This is a genomic window from Phaeobacter sp. S60, from assembly GCF_000826845.1.
Lineage (GTDB): Bacteria > Pseudomonadota > Alphaproteobacteria > Rhodobacterales > Rhodobacteraceae > Phaeobacter > Phaeobacter piscinae.
The window spans coordinates 257415-274441 of sequence record NZ_JSWJ01000011.1; the positions used below are offsets into that span (position 1 = coordinate 257415).

General features: G+C 61.0%; 15 protein-coding genes. 5 read left to right on the top strand and 10 right to left on the bottom strand.

The annotated features are described in order from the left end of the window. Positions 1 to 22: 22 nt before the first annotated feature. From purD to OO25_RS11180, 3 genes are all read left to right on the top strand, one after another. Entirely contained in the window at positions 23 to 1288 is a 1266-nt protein-coding gene (gene purD, locus OO25_RS11170) for a phosphoribosylamine--glycine ligase (protein WP_040180145.1), read from the top strand. A gap of 310 nt (positions 1289 to 1598) precedes the next feature. Next, positions 1599 to 2480, top strand: coding sequence for a bestrophin family protein (locus OO25_RS11175; protein ID WP_040180146.1), 882 nt, complete (start codon positions 1599 to 1601; stop codon positions 2478 to 2480). Between the two features lie 145 nt (positions 2481 to 2625). Beyond that, a complete protein-coding gene (locus OO25_RS11180; RefSeq protein WP_040174078.1) occupies positions 2626 to 3258 on the top strand; it encodes a LuxR C-terminal-related transcriptional regulator in 633 nt (210 codons plus the stop codon). An 891-nt stretch (positions 3259 to 4149) separates the two neighbouring features. Here OO25_RS11180 and OO25_RS11185 read toward each other — a convergent pair. The 3 genes from OO25_RS11185 to OO25_RS11195 form a co-directional block, all read right to left on the bottom strand. Then, positions 4150 to 5925: a DUF1217 domain-containing protein gene (locus OO25_RS11185; protein ID WP_040180148.1), complete on the bottom strand. Its 1776-nt coding sequence runs from the start codon at positions 5923 to 5925 to the stop codon at positions 4150 to 4152. Positions 5926 to 6133: 208 nt separating this feature from the next. After that, positions 6134 to 6994 carry a VCBS repeat-containing protein gene (locus OO25_RS11190; RefSeq protein WP_040180149.1) on the bottom strand — a complete coding sequence of 287 codons (861 nt, stop codon included), beginning with the start codon at positions 6992 to 6994 and terminating at the stop codon, positions 6134 to 6136. Then, a complete protein-coding gene (locus tag OO25_RS11195) occupies positions 6994 to 7317 on the bottom strand; it encodes a 2Fe-2S iron-sulfur cluster-binding protein (RefSeq protein ID WP_014875267.1) in 324 nt (107 codons plus the stop codon). Before OO25_RS11195 ends, OO25_RS11190 begins: the two co-directional genes overlap by 1 nt. 321 nt (positions 7318 to 7638) lie before the next feature. Between OO25_RS11195 and OO25_RS11200 the strand changes: the two genes are divergently transcribed. Beyond that, on the top strand, positions 7639 to 8223 hold the full coding sequence (locus OO25_RS11200) for a peptidoglycan-binding protein (RefSeq protein ID WP_040180150.1): 585 nt from the start codon (positions 7639 to 7641) through the stop codon (positions 8221 to 8223). 42 nt (positions 8224 to 8265) lie between these two features. Then, positions 8266 to 9027: a Crp/Fnr family transcriptional regulator gene (locus OO25_RS11205; protein ID WP_241770615.1), complete on the top strand. Its 762-nt coding sequence runs from the start codon at positions 8266 to 8268 to the stop codon at positions 9025 to 9027. Between the two features lie 556 nt (positions 9028 to 9583). Here OO25_RS11205 and OO25_RS11210 read toward each other — a convergent pair. The 7 genes from OO25_RS11210 to OO25_RS11240 all read right to left on the bottom strand — a co-directional run bounded on the left by OO25_RS11210 (position 9584) and on the right by OO25_RS11240 (position 17019). Then, positions 9584 to 11083, bottom strand: coding sequence for a Do family serine endopeptidase (locus tag OO25_RS11210; protein ID WP_175304823.1), 1500 nt, complete (start codon positions 11081 to 11083; stop codon positions 9584 to 9586). Positions 11084 to 11370: 287 nt separating this feature from the next. Continuing rightward, positions 11371 to 12261 (bottom strand): protease modulator HflC, encoded by an 891-nt coding sequence (hflC, locus tag OO25_RS11215; protein WP_040180154.1) that lies wholly within the window; start codon positions 12259 to 12261, stop codon positions 11371 to 11373. Further along, the gene (gene hflK, locus OO25_RS11220) at positions 12261 to 13418 is read right to left on the bottom strand and encodes an FtsH protease activity modulator HflK (RefSeq protein ID WP_040174069.1); all 1158 of its coding nucleotides are present in this window, start codon (positions 13416 to 13418) and stop codon (positions 12261 to 12263) included. The genes hflC and hflK overlap by 1 nt, the downstream gene beginning before the upstream one ends. Positions 13419 to 13487: 69 nt before the next feature. Beyond that, positions 13488 to 14843, bottom strand: coding sequence for a glutathione-disulfide reductase (gene gor / locus OO25_RS11225; RefSeq protein WP_040180156.1), 1356 nt, complete (start codon positions 14841 to 14843; stop codon positions 13488 to 13490). Between the two features lie 164 nt (positions 14844 to 15007). Continuing rightward, complete coding sequence (locus OO25_RS11230; protein WP_139044777.1) at positions 15008 to 15571, bottom strand: hypothetical protein; 564 nt, start codon at positions 15569 to 15571, stop codon at positions 15008 to 15010. A gap of 65 nt (positions 15572 to 15636) precedes the next feature. Continuing rightward, positions 15637 to 16425, bottom strand: a complete 789-nt coding sequence (gene rpiA / locus OO25_RS11235; protein ID WP_040180160.1) for a ribose-5-phosphate isomerase RpiA — start codon at positions 16423 to 16425, stop codon at positions 15637 to 15639. 207 nt (positions 16426 to 16632) lie between these two features. Beyond that, on the bottom strand, positions 16633 to 17019 hold the full coding sequence (locus OO25_RS11240) for a hypothetical protein (protein WP_040180161.1): 387 nt from the start codon (positions 17017 to 17019) through the stop codon (positions 16633 to 16635). Positions 17020 to 17027 lie beyond the last annotated feature (8 nt).

The following is a 17027-nucleotide window of genomic DNA, read 5'->3' on the forward strand; positions in this document are numbered from 1 at the left end:
AGGCAGATCGGAGAACGCGTCAATGAACATCCTTATCCTCGGCAGCGGCGGGCGCGAACATGCTTTGGCCTGGGCGGTGATGCAGAACCCCAAATGCGACAAGCTGATCGTGGCACCAGGCAACGCCGGCATTGCGCAGATCGCCGATTGCGCCTCTCTCGACATCGACAATGGCGGGGCGGTGGCGGCCTTCGCCGAGGAAAACGCCATTGATTTTGTGATCATCGGCCCGGAGGCACCGCTGGCCGCTGGTGTGGCTGACCGCCTACGCGACGCAGGGCTCTTGGTCTTTGGCCCGTCCGAGGCTGCGGCCAAACTGGAAGCTTCCAAAAGCTTCACCAAGGAAATCTGCGACGCGGCAAACGCCCCCACTGCCGATTATGGCCATTTCACCGATGCCGAGGCCGCCAAGGCCCATGTGCGCCACCACGGCGCCCCCACGGTGGTCAAGGCCGACGGGCTGGCCGCCGGCAAAGGCGTGATCATCGCCATGACCGAGGCCGAGGCCATCGCCGCCATTGACGATATGTTCGGCGGCGCCTTTGGCGGCGCCGGTGCCGAGGTGGTGATCGAGGAATTCATGGAAGGCGAAGAGGCCTCCTTGTTTGTGCTGGTCGACGGCGAAGACGTGCTGGCCATCGGCTCCGCCCAGGATCACAAACGCGTCGGCGAGGGCGACACCGGCCCCAACACCGGTGGCATGGGCGCCTATTCCCCCGCACCGGTCTTGTCGGCGGAGATCGAGGCACGCGCGATGGAAGAGATCGTGAAACCAACCATGCGGGTGATGGCCGAACGCGGCATGCCCTATCAGGGCGTGCTCTATGCGGGCCTGATGATCAAGGATGGGCAACCCCGGTTGGTGGAATACAACGTGCGCTTTGGTGACCCGGAATGTCAGGTGCTGATGATGCGCCTCGGCGCGCAGGCGCTGGACCTGATGCAGGCTGCCGCTGAGGGCCGTCTGGCTGAAACGCAGGTAAACTGGGCTGATGATCATGCGATCACTGTGGTCATGGCGGCGGCAGGCTACCCGGGCGCCTATGAAAAGAGGTCTGAAATCAAAGGCCTTGAAGGCCTGCCCGAAGACAGCAGCAATATGGTGTTCCATGCGGGCACCAAGGCCGAAGATGGTAAGGTACTGGCGATTGGCGGCCGGGTGCTGAATGTGACGGCGCGCGGCGACACCCTGCAAGAGGCCCGCGACCGCGCCTATGCGATGGTCGATGGCATCAACTGGCCGCAGGGGTTCTTCCGCCGTGATATCGGCTGGCGCGCGCTCAAATAGGACCCGCGCAGCAGGCCCTCCCGCCTGTTCACGACCAATCAAAGATTGCCCGACACAGTTGGGCGTGGCCGGGCGTATGGCGCCCGGCAGCACCGCCGCCAATCTGATCCCTGAAGGTTAGACTATCTGGGCACCTTTGCAGATCCGACAGAAAACCGCCGCGAACACCCGCCAGCTGCCGTTTTCTGCACGGCGATAGGCTGGATTGCGGTCTAAGCTGCCGCTGCCTGCGTCAACAATCGGCGCAGGGATCTGCCAGCCGCGCGCCAGCTGCTATTTGTCCCCTTATCCTCCCTCGGAGCCACCGCCGATGATCCTTCGCGACAAACCCGGATTGATGCAGCTGCTGTTTGCGGTGCGCGGTTCCGTCCTGCCCCGCATTCTGCCCCGGATCATCGGGCTCTCGGCCCTGTCTGCGCTGATCTTGTGGATCGACGCCAACGTCCTGCCGTTGCCCCATACAAATGCGGCGCCCTTTGCTGTGTTTGGCATCGCGCTTTCGCTGTTTCTGGGGTTTCGCAACAACGCCGCATATGACCGCTGGTGGGAGGGGCGGCGGTTGTGGGGGCAGCTGGTTGCGGATCTGCGCAGTCTCAGCCGCGAGGTCGACCTCTTCGTTGCTGATCCAGACAGGCGGGCGCAAATCCTGCGGCTCGCCCTTGGGTTCCTGCATCTGCACCGCATCAATCTGCGCAAAGAAACAGACACAACCCCCGCAATCCGTTGGGCACGCGATGATTTTTCGGGATCTCCCCATGCCCCCTGCGCCGCATTGGATGCGCTTGCCGCAACGGTTGCCCTTGGTGCGGACGATGGCTTCGCTCGCAAGGCACTGGCCGAGCGCACCGCCAGCATCGCGCTGGCGCAGGCCGGCTGTGAGCGTATCGCCACCACGCCACTGCCCTATGTCTATTCGCTGCTGGTGTTCCGCACCACCTATCTCTACTGCCTGCTCCTGCCCTTTGCGCTGATTGACGGCGCGGGGTGGCTGACACCGATATTTGTGGGCATTGTCGCCTATGTGTTCTTCGGCCTTGCAGAGGTGACCGAAGAGCTATCGCATCCCTTTGGTGAGACGGTGAACGGCCTGCCACTGGACGCGATCTGTCGCACGGTAGAGCGGGCGCTGGCGCCGAAGCTGGGACAGGACGCGCCACCGCCGCTGCAGCCGGTGGACTACTACCTGTCCTGATCACCGGCGCGTCCCGCAGCCGGTTTTCACGCTGGTCGCACTCCGCTAAGGTCCTCGCAACAATGGCCAGAGCCCCCGCTACCCATGCTGTGTCAGCAGGTATGCGCAGCCTTATGGCAACCCGAGGAGCACCAAGCAGGATCAGATGACGGCCCAACGCCCGCAAACCCACCCCAGCCCCGAAACACTCGACCAGCTATTTGCCGATCGTGACCTGATGCAGCTGGCCTATGATTTCCTGCCGGTCGGGATCGTCGTCACAGAAAACCGGGTGCTCAGGGACTGCAACCGGCGGTTCTGCGAAATGTTCGGCTATCCCCGGGACGACCTTCTGGATCAACTCTTTGCTTTTCTCTACCCGTCCGAGGAGGAGTTTTTGAACCTGCGCAGCCGTGGTGACGATACGTTGGGGACCGGGGCGCCCTATTGGGATGAACGGGTCATGCGGCGCAAGGACGGCAGCCTGTTCTGGGTGCGGGTGCGTGGCCACAGTTTCACCCCCGAGGATCCGCTGGCACGCGCGGTCTGGAGCTTCGCTGACCTGTCACGCTCACGCCCTTATCAGCCACTGACCCGGCGTGAACGGGAAGTTTACTCCCTGCTGTGCGAGGGCAAAACCAGCAAGGAAATCGCCCGCAGCCTCGGCCTGAGTTATCGCACGGTGGAGGTGCACCGGGCGCGCTTGCTGAAAAAGATGGGGGTCAGCAATACCGCCGCCTTGTTTTCGTCGCTTGGCGATATCGACGGGGACCATGTGGTTGGCAGCCCCGATCCTTGATCCTCCGCTGCGGTCTCTGCACCGGGCGGTAATCTCGGACCTGAGCCAACCCAGATCCAGCAGGGGTTGGCCCATGAGGCGCGGCGCAGCGCTCCACCACCACTGACCTGCGATCAGTCTGGTCCCTGCACAGATTGAGCAACCCATATGATCGGTCTGATGTGATCCGCTTGATGCGCCCCACTTGGTCTGGCGTGTCCCCTTGATCCGGGCAAGGTGATTGGGCGACGTGATTGTGCTGCGCATGCGCATGTGTCCGCACGTCACTAGCGCTGGGAAGTACCGCCCGACGGGACGGCCACCCTCAATCATCAACTGAATCGATAGAACTCGGCTCAGTATGTTTCATCTCAATCGGGTCCCCGTCGACATGACCGGTGCCACCATGGTGACGACAGGTTCGAACCACATTCTTACCGAAGATCCCAGCAGCAGTCGTTCGACTGGCAAACATATCGGTATCAGTTGGTTGGCATCAGACCTCCCGGCCTCAATACGCACGTCTCCGATCCTCCCAGCACCAATTCAGTCAAAGCCCACCAGCCATTCCTGATCCGGCCCGATATAGCACGTCCCACCATGGCCGGATATGATCAAGTCCGGGGAGATCCCCTCTAAAGGGATCAAGCCTGATGGCGCAGCCAACATGACCAAGCGCGCTGTGATACGGCCCTCCAGGACACCGCGTTGTATGGATCACAGCCAACGCGATCTTTCGATCAATCGCAACCGGCGGGTCATGCCATCAGAGAACCCTTTGACCTAGACGCCGCGTCTGCGCAGGTCCGCATCCGTATGACGCCGCGCGCCAAGACACCACTCCGATACCCAGTCGGTCGCGTCCGGTATCACCGGGTGCAGGCGCCGCGATGGGTCGTCATGCAGTCGTTCCTATTGGAACAGGGTGAAGATCGGATCACTGAACCCATTTGCCGCCTGATCACTGTTCAGACCGCTCAGCAGCAGAAACCGGTTGCGAAACTCATCCAGTTTCTCGGTTTCCAGTAAATCAGCCGGATGCGTCGTGCCAAAAGATGTCTGCGCACGCTCTTTCATCTCATTCACCTGACGGTCGACATCAAGCTGCCCAAAGCTCGCCGGCAGGCCAAGCGCCGTCTCGAACATGGATTTGAGCGGCGGCGAGCCGATAATCCCGAACCAATGCGCATCTTCGCTGCCCCCGGCATCCGCGATTGATTGCAACTCACGCTCCAGCGACAGCGCCAGGCGCATGTTCGGGTCACTTTCTCCGATGGCGATTTCGAAGTTCCGATCCTTGTATAGATCCGCGATTTCCTGTGCAAAGCCAGCCGGATAGGTGTGATCACTGCCGCCTGGGTTGAAGGCAAAAGCATGCGCCATCGCCTTGAGGTTCGGATCGCGGTGCAGGTTTGCATATGAAATCTCGGAGGAAAGATCGGATTCAAACGCCTTGATCATCACGTCAAAATCCAGCTCCCGCTCGCTGATGTTGAACACATCAAGCCCCGCCTCAAAGGCGTCGAAGTCAAAGACAAACTGTTGTGGCTGCTCATAGCCGGCCAGTTTGCCCCCCACCTCATTGGCGAGCACCTGCATCCGGCTGGGCGCGCTTGGCCACTCGTTTTGAAAGGCCTCGGCAAAATCATAAAAGGCAAGATTGCTGGGCTGATTCACGAAGGAATTTGGATCCGACAGGTCCGACTCCAGCACATCCCGGATGTACTGTTCGCCGGGGTTGCTCAGGTTGAACTGCTCCAGCGCATCCTCCAGCAGCAGGGGCTGCGCCAGCAGCTCCTCCGGGCTGGTAAAGCTGTTGATGTCGGAAATACCAAAGCCAAAGGCCCGCGACATCGCCAGATAGCGCGGGTCCTCCTGCTGGTTCACCGGCGAATTCGGATCGTAAGGATTGGATTCCAGCATCCGCTTGAGGAAGATGGTATTGGTATATTCCAGATCGAAGCTCTCAACGACCGCCGCCAGCAGGTCCTCATTTTCCAACAACTCATCCGCAGTGGCAGGACCATTGCCATCATTCATGGCGCTGAATTCCCCCACCAGCGCCTCCATGCTGCTGGTGTACTCAGGTGGCTGATTGAACTGAAACGCATTGGCAAAATCGGCCAGCTTACTGTCGCTCAACCGGTTCACAAATGACGCAGGATCGGTGGTGTCGGATTCCAGCACCCGCATCAGAAAGAACTCATTGCCTGCATATTTTTTAAGACCAAAATCATCCAGCGCCTGGTTGAGCAGCGTCTGGTTGGACAGCAGATCTTCCGGGCTGGCGACATTGGCATAGGGTTTTTCAACACTGGAGCTGGGCAGCTGCGGCCCCGTCTCACCGCCAAAGCCAAAGGTCTGCGCAAGACCGAGATAGCGGTTGTCATTCAGGCGATTGGCGAATGACGTCGGCTCTGACAGATCGGAATCCAGCACTTTTTTGATGAACGCACGGTTGTTGATATCTTCATCAAGGCCAAAAGCCCCCAGCGCGACCTTCAGCACGTTATAGTCGTCCAGCAGCTGATCCGAGCTCTGGATCCCTTCAATCTTCTGGGTGAAATCCTGCACCGCCCGATCCAGGATCGGCGATTTCTCGAAAATCTGCTGCTGTTGGACACGGGTCCGGTCCAGGAAATTCCATCCGGCGATACCGGTGCCCAGCACATAGGGTGAAAAGGTCACGCGCCTGTCTCCTGCTTACAAACGAAATCCTCCACGGATCGCCCTGGTCGAATCCGCAGCATCCCGGGAGGTGTCTTTGACAAGAGACTACGGGCAAAGTGGTGAACAAACCTGCAACGCAACGGGCACTCAATTCAGGCCGTGGGAAAAAAATACGCGCAACTTTACCAATAGGTGCGATGGCGTCCGCCGCGCCCCTATCCGGCGGCTATGCGGGATCCAAGCAGCGCAAACGTGCCGCCAGCTGGTCCCGATGCGAAAATGCGCCGATGTCGCGGCTGATCAGCCGACCATCCACCAGCGACGTTGCCATAATGCGCGCCCAATCGGCATTGACCGTGATCAGCACAGGCCCCGCGCCGCAGTCACGCAGCCCCGAGGTAATGAAATCCTCACCGATGCGATGATTGGTCAGCCCTGCCTGCTGTGCCACCTCCTGCAACGTCCCGTTGCGGTAGCGCCAGATCTTCAGGGTTTTGGCCAGATGCGGGCGGTCAATATAAGCGATCTCGATATGGCCGTCGCCGTCCAGATCGGCCGCAGCAACCGGCGCAAGCCAACGGAACCGGGTGCCGATATGCGGCGTTGCCGCGATCTTACGCACTGCCCCGCCACTCAGGCCATAGATTGCCAGCTGTGCGCCAGCCTGCGGATCGCTTTCAACAACCACCGCCTCCGGCAGGCCATCTCCGGTCACATCCCATAGGCGCGGGGACAAATCCTCAAAGACCGCGCCACCGGCAGGCAGGTCGATGCGATGGCGGCGCCCATGGCTGTCCCGCAGCACCATCGCAGAATACTCAATACGATCCCCCAAGACCCCATGCGGATAATGGGTGACGGGTCCGTCGAACTGCGCGCCTGTCAGGCGCGACAGCGTGTCCGCGCCCGCGCCGACACCAGCAAGGCCAAGCGACAGGACGCCGCCCCAGATCCCGACGAGACCCGACCGTTTGGTGACACCGCCACTGGCGCCAGCGCGCCACCGACGCAAGGTCCGCTCTGCGCGGCGCATGAACCGGGGCCAGGCGCACGATAGAGACCGCCGCGCCTGAGACCCCGACAGCATCAGATCTGTTTCTCGGGCATGTGCACCACAAGACCATTCAGATCATCCGTCACCTTGATCTGGCAGGTCAGGCGTGAGCGCGCGGGATCAGGCTCATAGGCGAAATCCAGCATGTCCTCTTCCATGTCATCCTTGGCGGGGAGCTTCTCTACCCACCCGGCATCGACATAGACGTGGCAGGTCGAACAGGCGCAGGCACCGCCGCAATCTGCCTCAATACCGGGGATATTGTTGTCGCGCGCGCCTTCCATCACGGTCAGGCCGTTGGCCACCTCCACAACGTGTTCGGCACCGTTGTGTTCGACATAAGTGATCTTTGCCATCGTCAGCTGCATCCTTTTTCGCGTTGCGTCCGAGGTTGTAGCCAACCACCGGCCACCGCGCCAGTCAGAAACCGCGGCTTGAGCAAAACTCCTGCACTCTGGCGACTCCCATCCAGCGCCACTTACGCCGTTCCCGGCCTTCGTGTGGCGACGTCCGACGCACCGGTCTCGGTACAGCGGCAACGGGGCTTTGCGCCGGAGCCCAAATTGCGGTAGCCTAAGGACAGATGCGCCCATGCGGACGGGCCATCGCGGCATCACGGCTGCTGATAATTTGACACAGGCGTTTCACCACGGTGTTTCGTCACGGGGACTTTGTTCATGGCTGACCTCTTGCGCCCGCGTGGGCCCTGGCTGGGACAGGCCTGTTTCAGGCGCGACAGTTGGCGGCAGGCCAACCTGCGCCTGGTCTCGCTTGTGCTGACTGGGCTGCTGCTCAGCGCCTGTGCGGAACCTCCGGCAGGTGGCAACAGCACCCAGGTCTCCCGCAATGCCCCCGCCGCCCCGCCAGGTGCGGCCCCCGGCAGTTGCTGGGCCACCCATACCACACCTGCCGTGATCGAGACTGTCACCGTTCAGGTGATGACCCGCCCAGCGAGGACCGCGCCGGACGGGCGGGTCATTGCACCGGCCCGCTTTCGCCGCGAGACCCGTCAGGAAATCGTGCGCCCCCGCCGCGAAAGCTGGTTTGAAACGCCCTGCCCGGTGGATATGACCCCGCAACTTGTCGGGTCTTTGCAACGTGCGCTGGCGGTACGCGGCCTCTACACCGGGGAGATCACCGGCCAGCTGGACAGTACCACCCGCGCCTCCGTCCGCAAATTTCAGAAACAAGACGGGTTCGACAATGATCAGCTGTCGCTGCTCAGCGCCCGCAAACTGGGGTTGGTTGCCGTTGAAACCTGAGACAGGCCTCCATCGCCCTCCCTTGATCGCCGCAGGCCCGGCATGAGCCCGCTGCCGCCTGCCCCCGGCGCTCTGCCCCGCTCCGGCACCACCACCGGCAGCACCACAGGCTCCGGCAGCGCGCGCTCCGCTGCGCGGCGCAAATGGCTGCTGCCTGATCGCGGCTTTCTCTCCGGTGCCTCTGACCGCTTGCTGGAAATGCTCGACAGTCAGGCCAGCGAAGTGCTGTTGCAGGCCGGTGAAGAGCTGTTTGAGCAGGGCGATGAGGGCGACGCACTCTATGCCATTGTCAGTGGCGCGGTGGAGTTCTCCACCCTGTCCTCTGCCGGGCGCAAACTGTCGCTGGACATCATGCGCCCCGGCGCCGTCTTTGGCGAGATCGCGTTGTTTGATCCCGGGCCGCGTACTGCGACCGCAACCGCGCTAGAGCCCAGCCGCCTGCGCCGGTTGCGCAGCGGCGATGTATTGGCAAAGCTGCAACACCACCCGTCCCTGGCCGGAGATCTGCTGCGGCTGGCGGGCCAGCGGATGCGCTGGATGAACACGCAATACAGCGAACAGGTCTTTCTACCGATGCCGGTGCGGCTGGCCCGCAAGCTGCTATATTTGACCACCGAGGGCAGAGACGGACGTTTGTCACTGTCGCAGAGCGAACTTGCGGAATTTGTCGGTGCCACGCGCGAAGCAGTGTCAAAAACCCTGTCGCAATGGAAACGCAGTGACGTGATCGACATCAGCCGTGGTGGTCTGACGATCCGCGACCGGGCCGCGCTGAAACTATTGGCCGACCCCGACATCGGCTAACGCGCCCTGCGTCCCCCAGCCCCGATCCCGGATCAGGAACCGACCGCCGCGCAGGACCACATCCCAATAATCTTACTCAATTGTGAACTGGGTTACAGACCACCGCGGTGGCTTAGGGGCATGGTCGTGACAGGCTGCCGTTATCCGTTCCATCCCAACGGCAGCCTGTCCCATCAAGAGCCATGTGTCACGGCACATGGCTCGACGGGACCCAGGACATCCGCCGGGCGCACACCGGGGACCATCTGCGCCATCTGGGGCGGCGGAAACCTAAGAACAGCTCGTTGGATCGAACAGACGGTGCCGGGAGGTGCCTGGGGTCGTTGGACCTATGTGCAGACATCTTCCGCCGACGCGAGTCCGTGACGCGCCGGACCAAGGGCTGGGGGCAATTTCGCCACCCTGTTGTGATCCACGCAAAAGGGCCGAGCATCCCTGCCCGGCCCTTTTGTCTTGCGATCTGTCTCGATATTCCCCAGCGTCAGCGTTTCAAGACTGCGCAGCGGGGCACCGCATCAACAGCGGGCCACTGTTTGCAGCAGCCCGCAGCGAAAGGTCACTCAGACAGGTTCAGCGCCACAAAACGTGGCTCCCCTGCACGACGCACCAGCAATAGCAGCGATTTGCGACCCGCTTCTTTCGCCTCGTCGATACGCGCTTCCAGCTCGCTGATGGAGGTCAGTTTCTGCTGGCCTGCTTCGGTGATCAGATCACCGGCACGCATGCCCTTTTCCCAGGCCTCCGAGGTCTCATCCACCGAGGTGATCACCAGACCGTCCATGCCATCGGGCACGTTCAGCTCACTGCGCTGGTCATCGCTCAGTCGGCTGACAGTCAGACCCAGCAGCTGCTTTTCGGTCATGTCAGGCGCGGTGTCATCGCTACTGGCCGGGGTGCTCTGGCGCTGCGCGTCCTCGCGGCGGCCCAAAGTCACGCGCAGCGTCTCAGTCTTGCCTTCACGGAAGACCAACACACGTACGGCTTTGCCCACTTCGGTATTACCGACCTGACGCACCAGCGCTCGGGTGTCTTTCACATCCACACCGTCAAAGGACAGGATCACATCACCCGCCAGCAGACCCGCTGCCTTGGCCGGTCCCTCAGGTACATCAGTCACCAGCGCACCCTCGGCGCTGTCCAGACCCATAGCCTCGGCGACATCCTTGGTCACATCCTGAATGCGCACACCCAACCAGCCACGGCGGGTTTCGCCGAATTCCTTCAGCTGGTTCACAACCTTGCTGACCACATTGGAGGCCATAGAGAACCCGATCCCGATGGAGCCACCATTGGGCGACAGGATTGCGGTGTTCACACCAACAACTTCGCCGTCCATGTTGAACAGCGGCCCGCCGGAGTTACCCCGGTTGATCGCCGCATCGGTCTGAATGTAATCATCATAGGACCCCGACAGCTCGCGGTTACGGGCCGAGACGATGCCAGCCGAGAGCGAGAACCCCTGCCCCAGCGGATTGCCCATCGCCACCACCCAATCGCCAACACGCGCCAGATCGCTGTCACCGAATTTGACAAAAGTCAGCGGCATCGGCGCTTCGACTTTCAGAAGCGCGATATCGGTGTTGGGATCGGTGCCCACAACTTTGGCCGGCAGCGGCTGCGCCGGCTGGCCTTCGCCGGGGAAGAATTCGATCTCAATCTCATCGGCTTCTTCGATGACGTGGTTGTTGGTGACGATATAGCCGTCTTCCGAAATCACAAAACCGGAGCCAAGCGCCGAAGACCGGCGCGGGCGATCACCCTGACCACCATTGCGATCCTGAAACTCGCGGAAGAAATCCTCAAAAGGCGAGCCTTCGGGGACAATACCCTGCGGGCCGGACCGCCCCTCGACGACGGTTGTCGTCGTGATATTCACTACCGCGCGGCTGACCTTATCGGCCAGCGGCGCCAGGCTCTCGGGCCGGGCCTGCGCGATGGCCACCTGCGCCAACACCATCAGGGTGCTGATCATGGCTAGCCAGAGCAGGCGCCACTGCGTCGTCTGGCGCGCGGGCTGGCGCGCAACGGCGCGAGCGCTGCTGATTGTATTTTTCATTGCCTGTGGCTGCACGAAACTACTCCTTAGTTGTCGCCAAATTCCATCTTCTGCGGCGGGGCCTGCACCGGCATGCACCTCTGGGTCCGCAGCGGATCATGGGCTGTAATGTAGTCTTTTCAAAAACGGTCACAACGAATGTTGCACGTATTCAATTCGAAGTGAAACCCGGTGAGATTCCGCAGGGGAACACACCGAGGAAATGGCGGACGAAAAAGGGGCCGACCCAACGGCCAGCCCCCTTCTCTGTTCTCTCACACCCATGCGCAGAACATCTGCACCGGTGATCATTGCTGGGCAGCTGCCGCAGGCTTGCCGTTGGAGGATTTCAAATAGTTGAAAAACTCATTGTCCGGCGAAAGCACCATGGTGGAATTCCCGGCCTGCAATGACGCGGCATAGGCGTTGAGCGAGCGGTAGAACTCAAAGAACTCAGGATCCGCACCATAGGCCTGCGCAAAGATACCGTTACGTTCAGCATCAGCTTCACCACGAATGATTTCCGCCTCGCGCTGCGCCTCGGAGACCAGCTCAACCACGGTCCGGTCGGCCTGCGCCCGGATCCGTTGTGCGGCCTCGTTACCACGGGCCCGCTCATCGGTGGCTTCGCGCACACGCTCGGCCCGCATCCGTTCAAAGGTCGCATCGAGGTTCTCGGAGGGCAGGTCGGTCCGCTTCAGGCGAACGTCGATGATGGTAATCCCCAGCGCGCGAGCATCTGCGATGGCGCCGTTACGGATCCGTAGCATCAGCGCTGCCCGGTCCGACGACAGAATGTCGTTGGAGCTGACGGAGCCAAGGATTTCGCGGGTTTGCGCACGCAAGATCGAATCCAGACGGCTCTCAGCAGCAGTGATGCCGCCGCCACCAACGGCTTGGCGGAACCGGTTCACATCGGTGATCCGGTAGCGGGCAAAGGCGTCGACCACCAGACGGCGATCATCCGACGGGGTGATTTCCAGCGGATCGATGTCGCGGCTCAGGATACGGTCGTCGTAACGCACAACCTCCTGAATGAGCGGAATTTTAAACGCCAAACCCGGCTCTTCCTTGACGGAAACCACGCGGCCAAACTGCAGAACCAACGCCTTTTCGCGCTCATCCACGATAAACACCGACGACAGCGCGGTGATAACGATAATCACCAGTGCGGGCAGCAAAAGAGTTGATTTACGCATCAGTTGCTACCTCCACGGCGCAGTTCATTCAGCGGCAGATAGGGAACGACGCCCTGACCTTCGCCGGATTGCTCATCCAGGATGATCTTGTCGACCCGGCCCAGCACCTCTTCCATCGTCTCCAGATAGAGACGCTTGCGGGTCACGTCGGGGGCCTTTTCGTATTCGGTCAGAACCGCAGAGAAACGGCTGGCTTCACCCTGCGCTTCGTTCACGACGCGGGCGCGGTAGCCTTCAGCTTTTTCCAGCAGCTCAGCCGCCTGACCGCGGGCCTCGGCCAGCGCGTTGTTGGCATAGGCGTCGGCTTCGTTCTGACGCCGGTCGCGTTCCTGCTCAGCCGCCTGAACATCGCGGAACGCCGCAATAACCGAGGCCGGCGGATCCGCCTTGTCAAAGTTCACGCGGATAATGTTGATGCCGCTGTCGTAGTCATCCAGCGTGAACTGGATCAGATCCTGCAGACGCGAGGCAATCGCACCACGGTCCCGGTTCAGGATCGGTGCCAGCTCAGACTGGGCGATAATCTCGCGCATCGCGGATTCAGACACCGCGCGGATGGTGGTGCGGGCATCGCGCAGGTTGAACAGGAATTTCGCCGGATCATTGATATTCCAGACCACCTGGAAATCGATATCAACGATGTTCTCATCGCCGGTCAGCATCAGCCCGGCCTCAGAGCCACGACCGCCGCCCACACCGATGTCCTCGGTCTGTTCGCGAGTCACTGGCAGAATTTCTTTGGTCACCAGCGGCCAGGGCGCAAAGTTCAGGCCCGGCTGCCCGGTGGAGGAATACTCCCCAAGAAACAGCTCAACCGACTGTTCTTCCGGCTTCACGGTGTAGAAACTTGCAAAGGCCCAGAAGCCGACAGCCGCCAGCGCGGCCAGCGCCACGGTGCCTTTGGTCAGCTGCGGGCCACCGCCGCCGCCACCAGCGCCACCGCGACCACCGCCGCCTGTGCCACCACCGCGACCGCCCATCAGGACACGCAGCTGTTCCTGGCCTTTTTTCACCAGCTCGTCAATCTCGGGGATCTGACCATCATCAGGACGTCGTCCGCCCCCACGATTGTCATCGCCGCCTTGGTTGTTGCCTCTGTTGCCTGAGCCGCCAGAAGAGCCACCGCCCCCCCAGGGGCCACCGTTATTGCCCGCCATATGTGTCCAATCCCTATCTCGCCGCCCATCGCGGCTTGTTGTTCCTACCTGTGGTTTCTGCCTGAAAAATCAAGCCGTCCGCACCGGTGTCTTCATCGTGACCAGCTCTTCCGACATCGTCGGATGCACTGCCACGGTGCGATCAAAGTCTTCTTTTGTTGCACCCATTTTTACGGCGATGCCTGCCAGCTGGATCATTTCACCCGCTCCCGGAGCGACAATATGACAACCCAGCACCTTGCGCGTCGCCTTGGAGACGATGAGCTTCATCAGCACCCGCTGTGCCCGCCCGGCAAAGGCCTGCTGCATCGGCTTGAAGGAAGTCGCATAGACCTCGATCTCTTCCTGCTCCGCCGCCGCTTCCTCGCTGAGGCCAACAGTGCCCATTTCCGGCTGGGTAAAGATCGCGGTCGGTATCAGGTCGTGATCAGGGCTGGTGGGGTTGCCCGCAAACACCGTCTCAACAAAGGCCATGCCCTCGCGAATGGCAACCGGTGTCAGGTTCACCCGGTTGGTCACATCCCCGACGGCATAGACCGACGGCACGCCCGTCTGGCTGTACTCATCTACCACGATGGCCCCGGCGCGGTCGCGCTCAATGCCCAGTTCCTCAAGTCCAAGGCCGTCGGCATTGGGGCTGCGACCAGTGGCAAACATCACCTGATCGAACAGGGTCTCATCGCCATTGGTGGCCTTCACCCAGATCTTGTCGCCTTCTTTGCGCATCTCCAGCACATTGGTGCCCAGATGCAGATCTACACCGGACTGGCACATCTCCTCTGAGATCAGCCCGCGCGCCTCATCGTCGAACCCCCGCAGGATCTGCGCACCGCGATAATACTGCGTGGTCTTGACCCCCAACCCGTTCATGATGCCCGCAAATTCGCAGGCGATATAGCCACCGCCGACAATCAGCATGGTCTCGGGCAGTTTTTCCAGATGGAAGATCTCATTGGAGGTGATGGCCAGTTCCGAGCCGGGAAACTCCGGTGTCACCGGCCAGCCGCCGGTTGCGATCAGGATATGTTTCGCGGTCTTGCGGGTGCCGTCCGCCAGCTCAACCGTGTGGGCATCCGCCAGTTTGGCGCGCTGATCAAAGGTCTCAACCGAATTGTTCTTCAGGATGCCGCGATAGATGCCTTCCAACCGGTCCAGCTCCGCGTGCAGCTTGGTCTTGAAGCGGTCCCAGTCAAAGCTGCCGGGCGACAGATCCCAACCATAGGCCTGCGCATCCTCAACCATACCTGCGTATTCGCTGGCGAAGACCATCAGCTTTTTCGGCACACATCCCCGGATCACGCAGGTGCCGCCGTAGCGGTCCTCCTCTGCCAGCGCCACCTTGACGCCACGCTGTGCTGCCACCCGCGCGGCACGCACCCCACCGGAGCCGCCGCCGATAACAAAGAGATCGTAATCAAAGCTCATGCTAGTCGCCTTTCTGATGTCTTGCGCGAGGTATCACATAGCGCAGAAGGAATTGCCAGTCTCGCAGGTGGGGGTGCGCTGCGCGGTTTATAATGCCAAGCGCGATATAGTCTCGAAACCGTGAAAACGACGTGAAGAGCACCGGGGCGATAGCAACAACCGGTCTAGCCTAAAGCCGCCTTGGCATCCGGCGAGGGCAAATCCTGCCAATACGACGCGAACGCGGCCTGAAACCGCCGCGTTTCTTTTGCATCGCCGTTTTCCAGCGGGCATCGCAGTCTGGTCAATGCACCGTCTTCCAGACGCACTAGGATCCACGCGTACCGGTAGGGTGCGGAGGGGAACAAGCGCAGAGCTACAGGCTTTTCCTGAACCGCAACAACTCTGGACCAGGGGATCGTGGAGGAGGATGAACGCAAGACCCTGCGTGTAGCAATTCCTTTTGAGGAAACCTCCGCCCAGCTGAGAGTCAGGCCGCCCGATATAACGCACCAAAACAATACGATATTTATGTAGGTCAAAGGTCCTATGTAAGGGACCTCGTACCCGCTCTGGCCCAATCCCCACCAGTCGGATTTTTGCGCCACCTCAACCAAGAGCAGTGCAAGTGAGAACAACAAGAGCAGTTTCACCGGCACGCGCAGCTTTACCGACAGCGAAACCGGCTCATGCGTCTGCGAAGGCTCATCGGTAGATACAGCAGGCCTGATTTGAGAGAACTTTGTCATCATATGGACCCAAATACAGCAGTCTCTCAAGACAGGTCCAGTCGACGAACCTCATTCGTCTCGCCTCAGTCACTCAGATCGGTAAACAGGTTCTCAGTCTCCACAAAATCAAGCCGGTCGGTCTCCACCGTGCCTTCATTGATGTCGCGCACCTCAACCTTGCCATCGCCATAGCCCACCACAACGATGTCGCAGATGTCGATGAACAGACCATTCTCAACCACGCCCGGAATCTGGTTCAGCACCAGCGCCATCTGCCGCACATTGCCAATGCGATTGAGATGCAGATCCAGAATATGATTGCCCTCATCCGTCACCAGCGCTGCATCCCCGTTCATCCGCAGCGTCGTCTTGCGGCCCATGACCTCCATCGCCACCAAAGTCTCCTCCAGCAGCGCCTGCGTGGTCTGCCAGCCAAAGGGGATCACCTCCACCGGCAGGGGGAACGCCCCAAGGCTCTCGACCTCCTTGGCCTTGTCGGCAATCACCACCATCCGGTCAGAGGCGGTGGCGACAATCTTCTCCTGCAGCAGCGCGCCGCCGCCGCCCTTGATCAGGTTCAGATCGCGGTCGAATTCATCAGCGCCGTCAATTGTCAGATCCAGCCACTTCGCCTCATCCAGTGTCAGGATCTCGATCCCCACATCGCGGGCCAACTCCGCCGTGCGGGTGGAGGTCGGCACGCCTTTGATCCGCAGACCGTCGTTCTGCACCATCTCACCCAGACAGCGCACCAGCCAGGCGGCTGTGGAGCCTGTGCCCAGCCCCACCCGCATGCCATCCTCAACCATCTCCGCCGCACGTTTGGCGGCAACAAATTTGGCCTTGTCGATGGGGGATAATTCTCCGGTCATGACCGCGACTCCATGAGACTGCATTGACGTGTTCTCAATGTGTTATATGCATTGTTGCCAACAGACGCGAGGGGGCGCTGCGCGAGTTGCCCATTGCACCCGTGCCGCGAAACCGCAGCGCGGCCACGTGGGTGTGCACCAGCATCGGTGACCGGATGCCTGCCGAGACCCGGCGTCAGATCGCCACATCTCGCCACTGCAAGTCCCTCACTCGGCAAGGATCTCTGCCAGCGTGGCATAGTCTTCGCGGTAATCAAAAGATCCAAACTGGCCCCCCAATCGCACCGCCAGATAGAAGAGAACACTCAGCAATACTGCCGTTGGCACCGTCACCAGCGCCCATGGCCAGCGCTGCGTTACCGCGTCATGCAGCATCGCGACAAAGAACTTCCAGTCGCAGCGCGCCCGGTCCCAGCGGTCGCCGCCGACAGCATAGCCAAAATCATGGTGCCGCCAGCTGGCATCGCAAAAAAACCAGCTGGCTGTCTCGGTAATCAACTCTCGCATCCGCTCCGGCAGCCAGTAGGGCCCAACCCCATTTCCAAACAGCAGCTTCTGGCATTCGTTGAGATCGTCAAATGAAGGGCGGGACATCCAGTCAC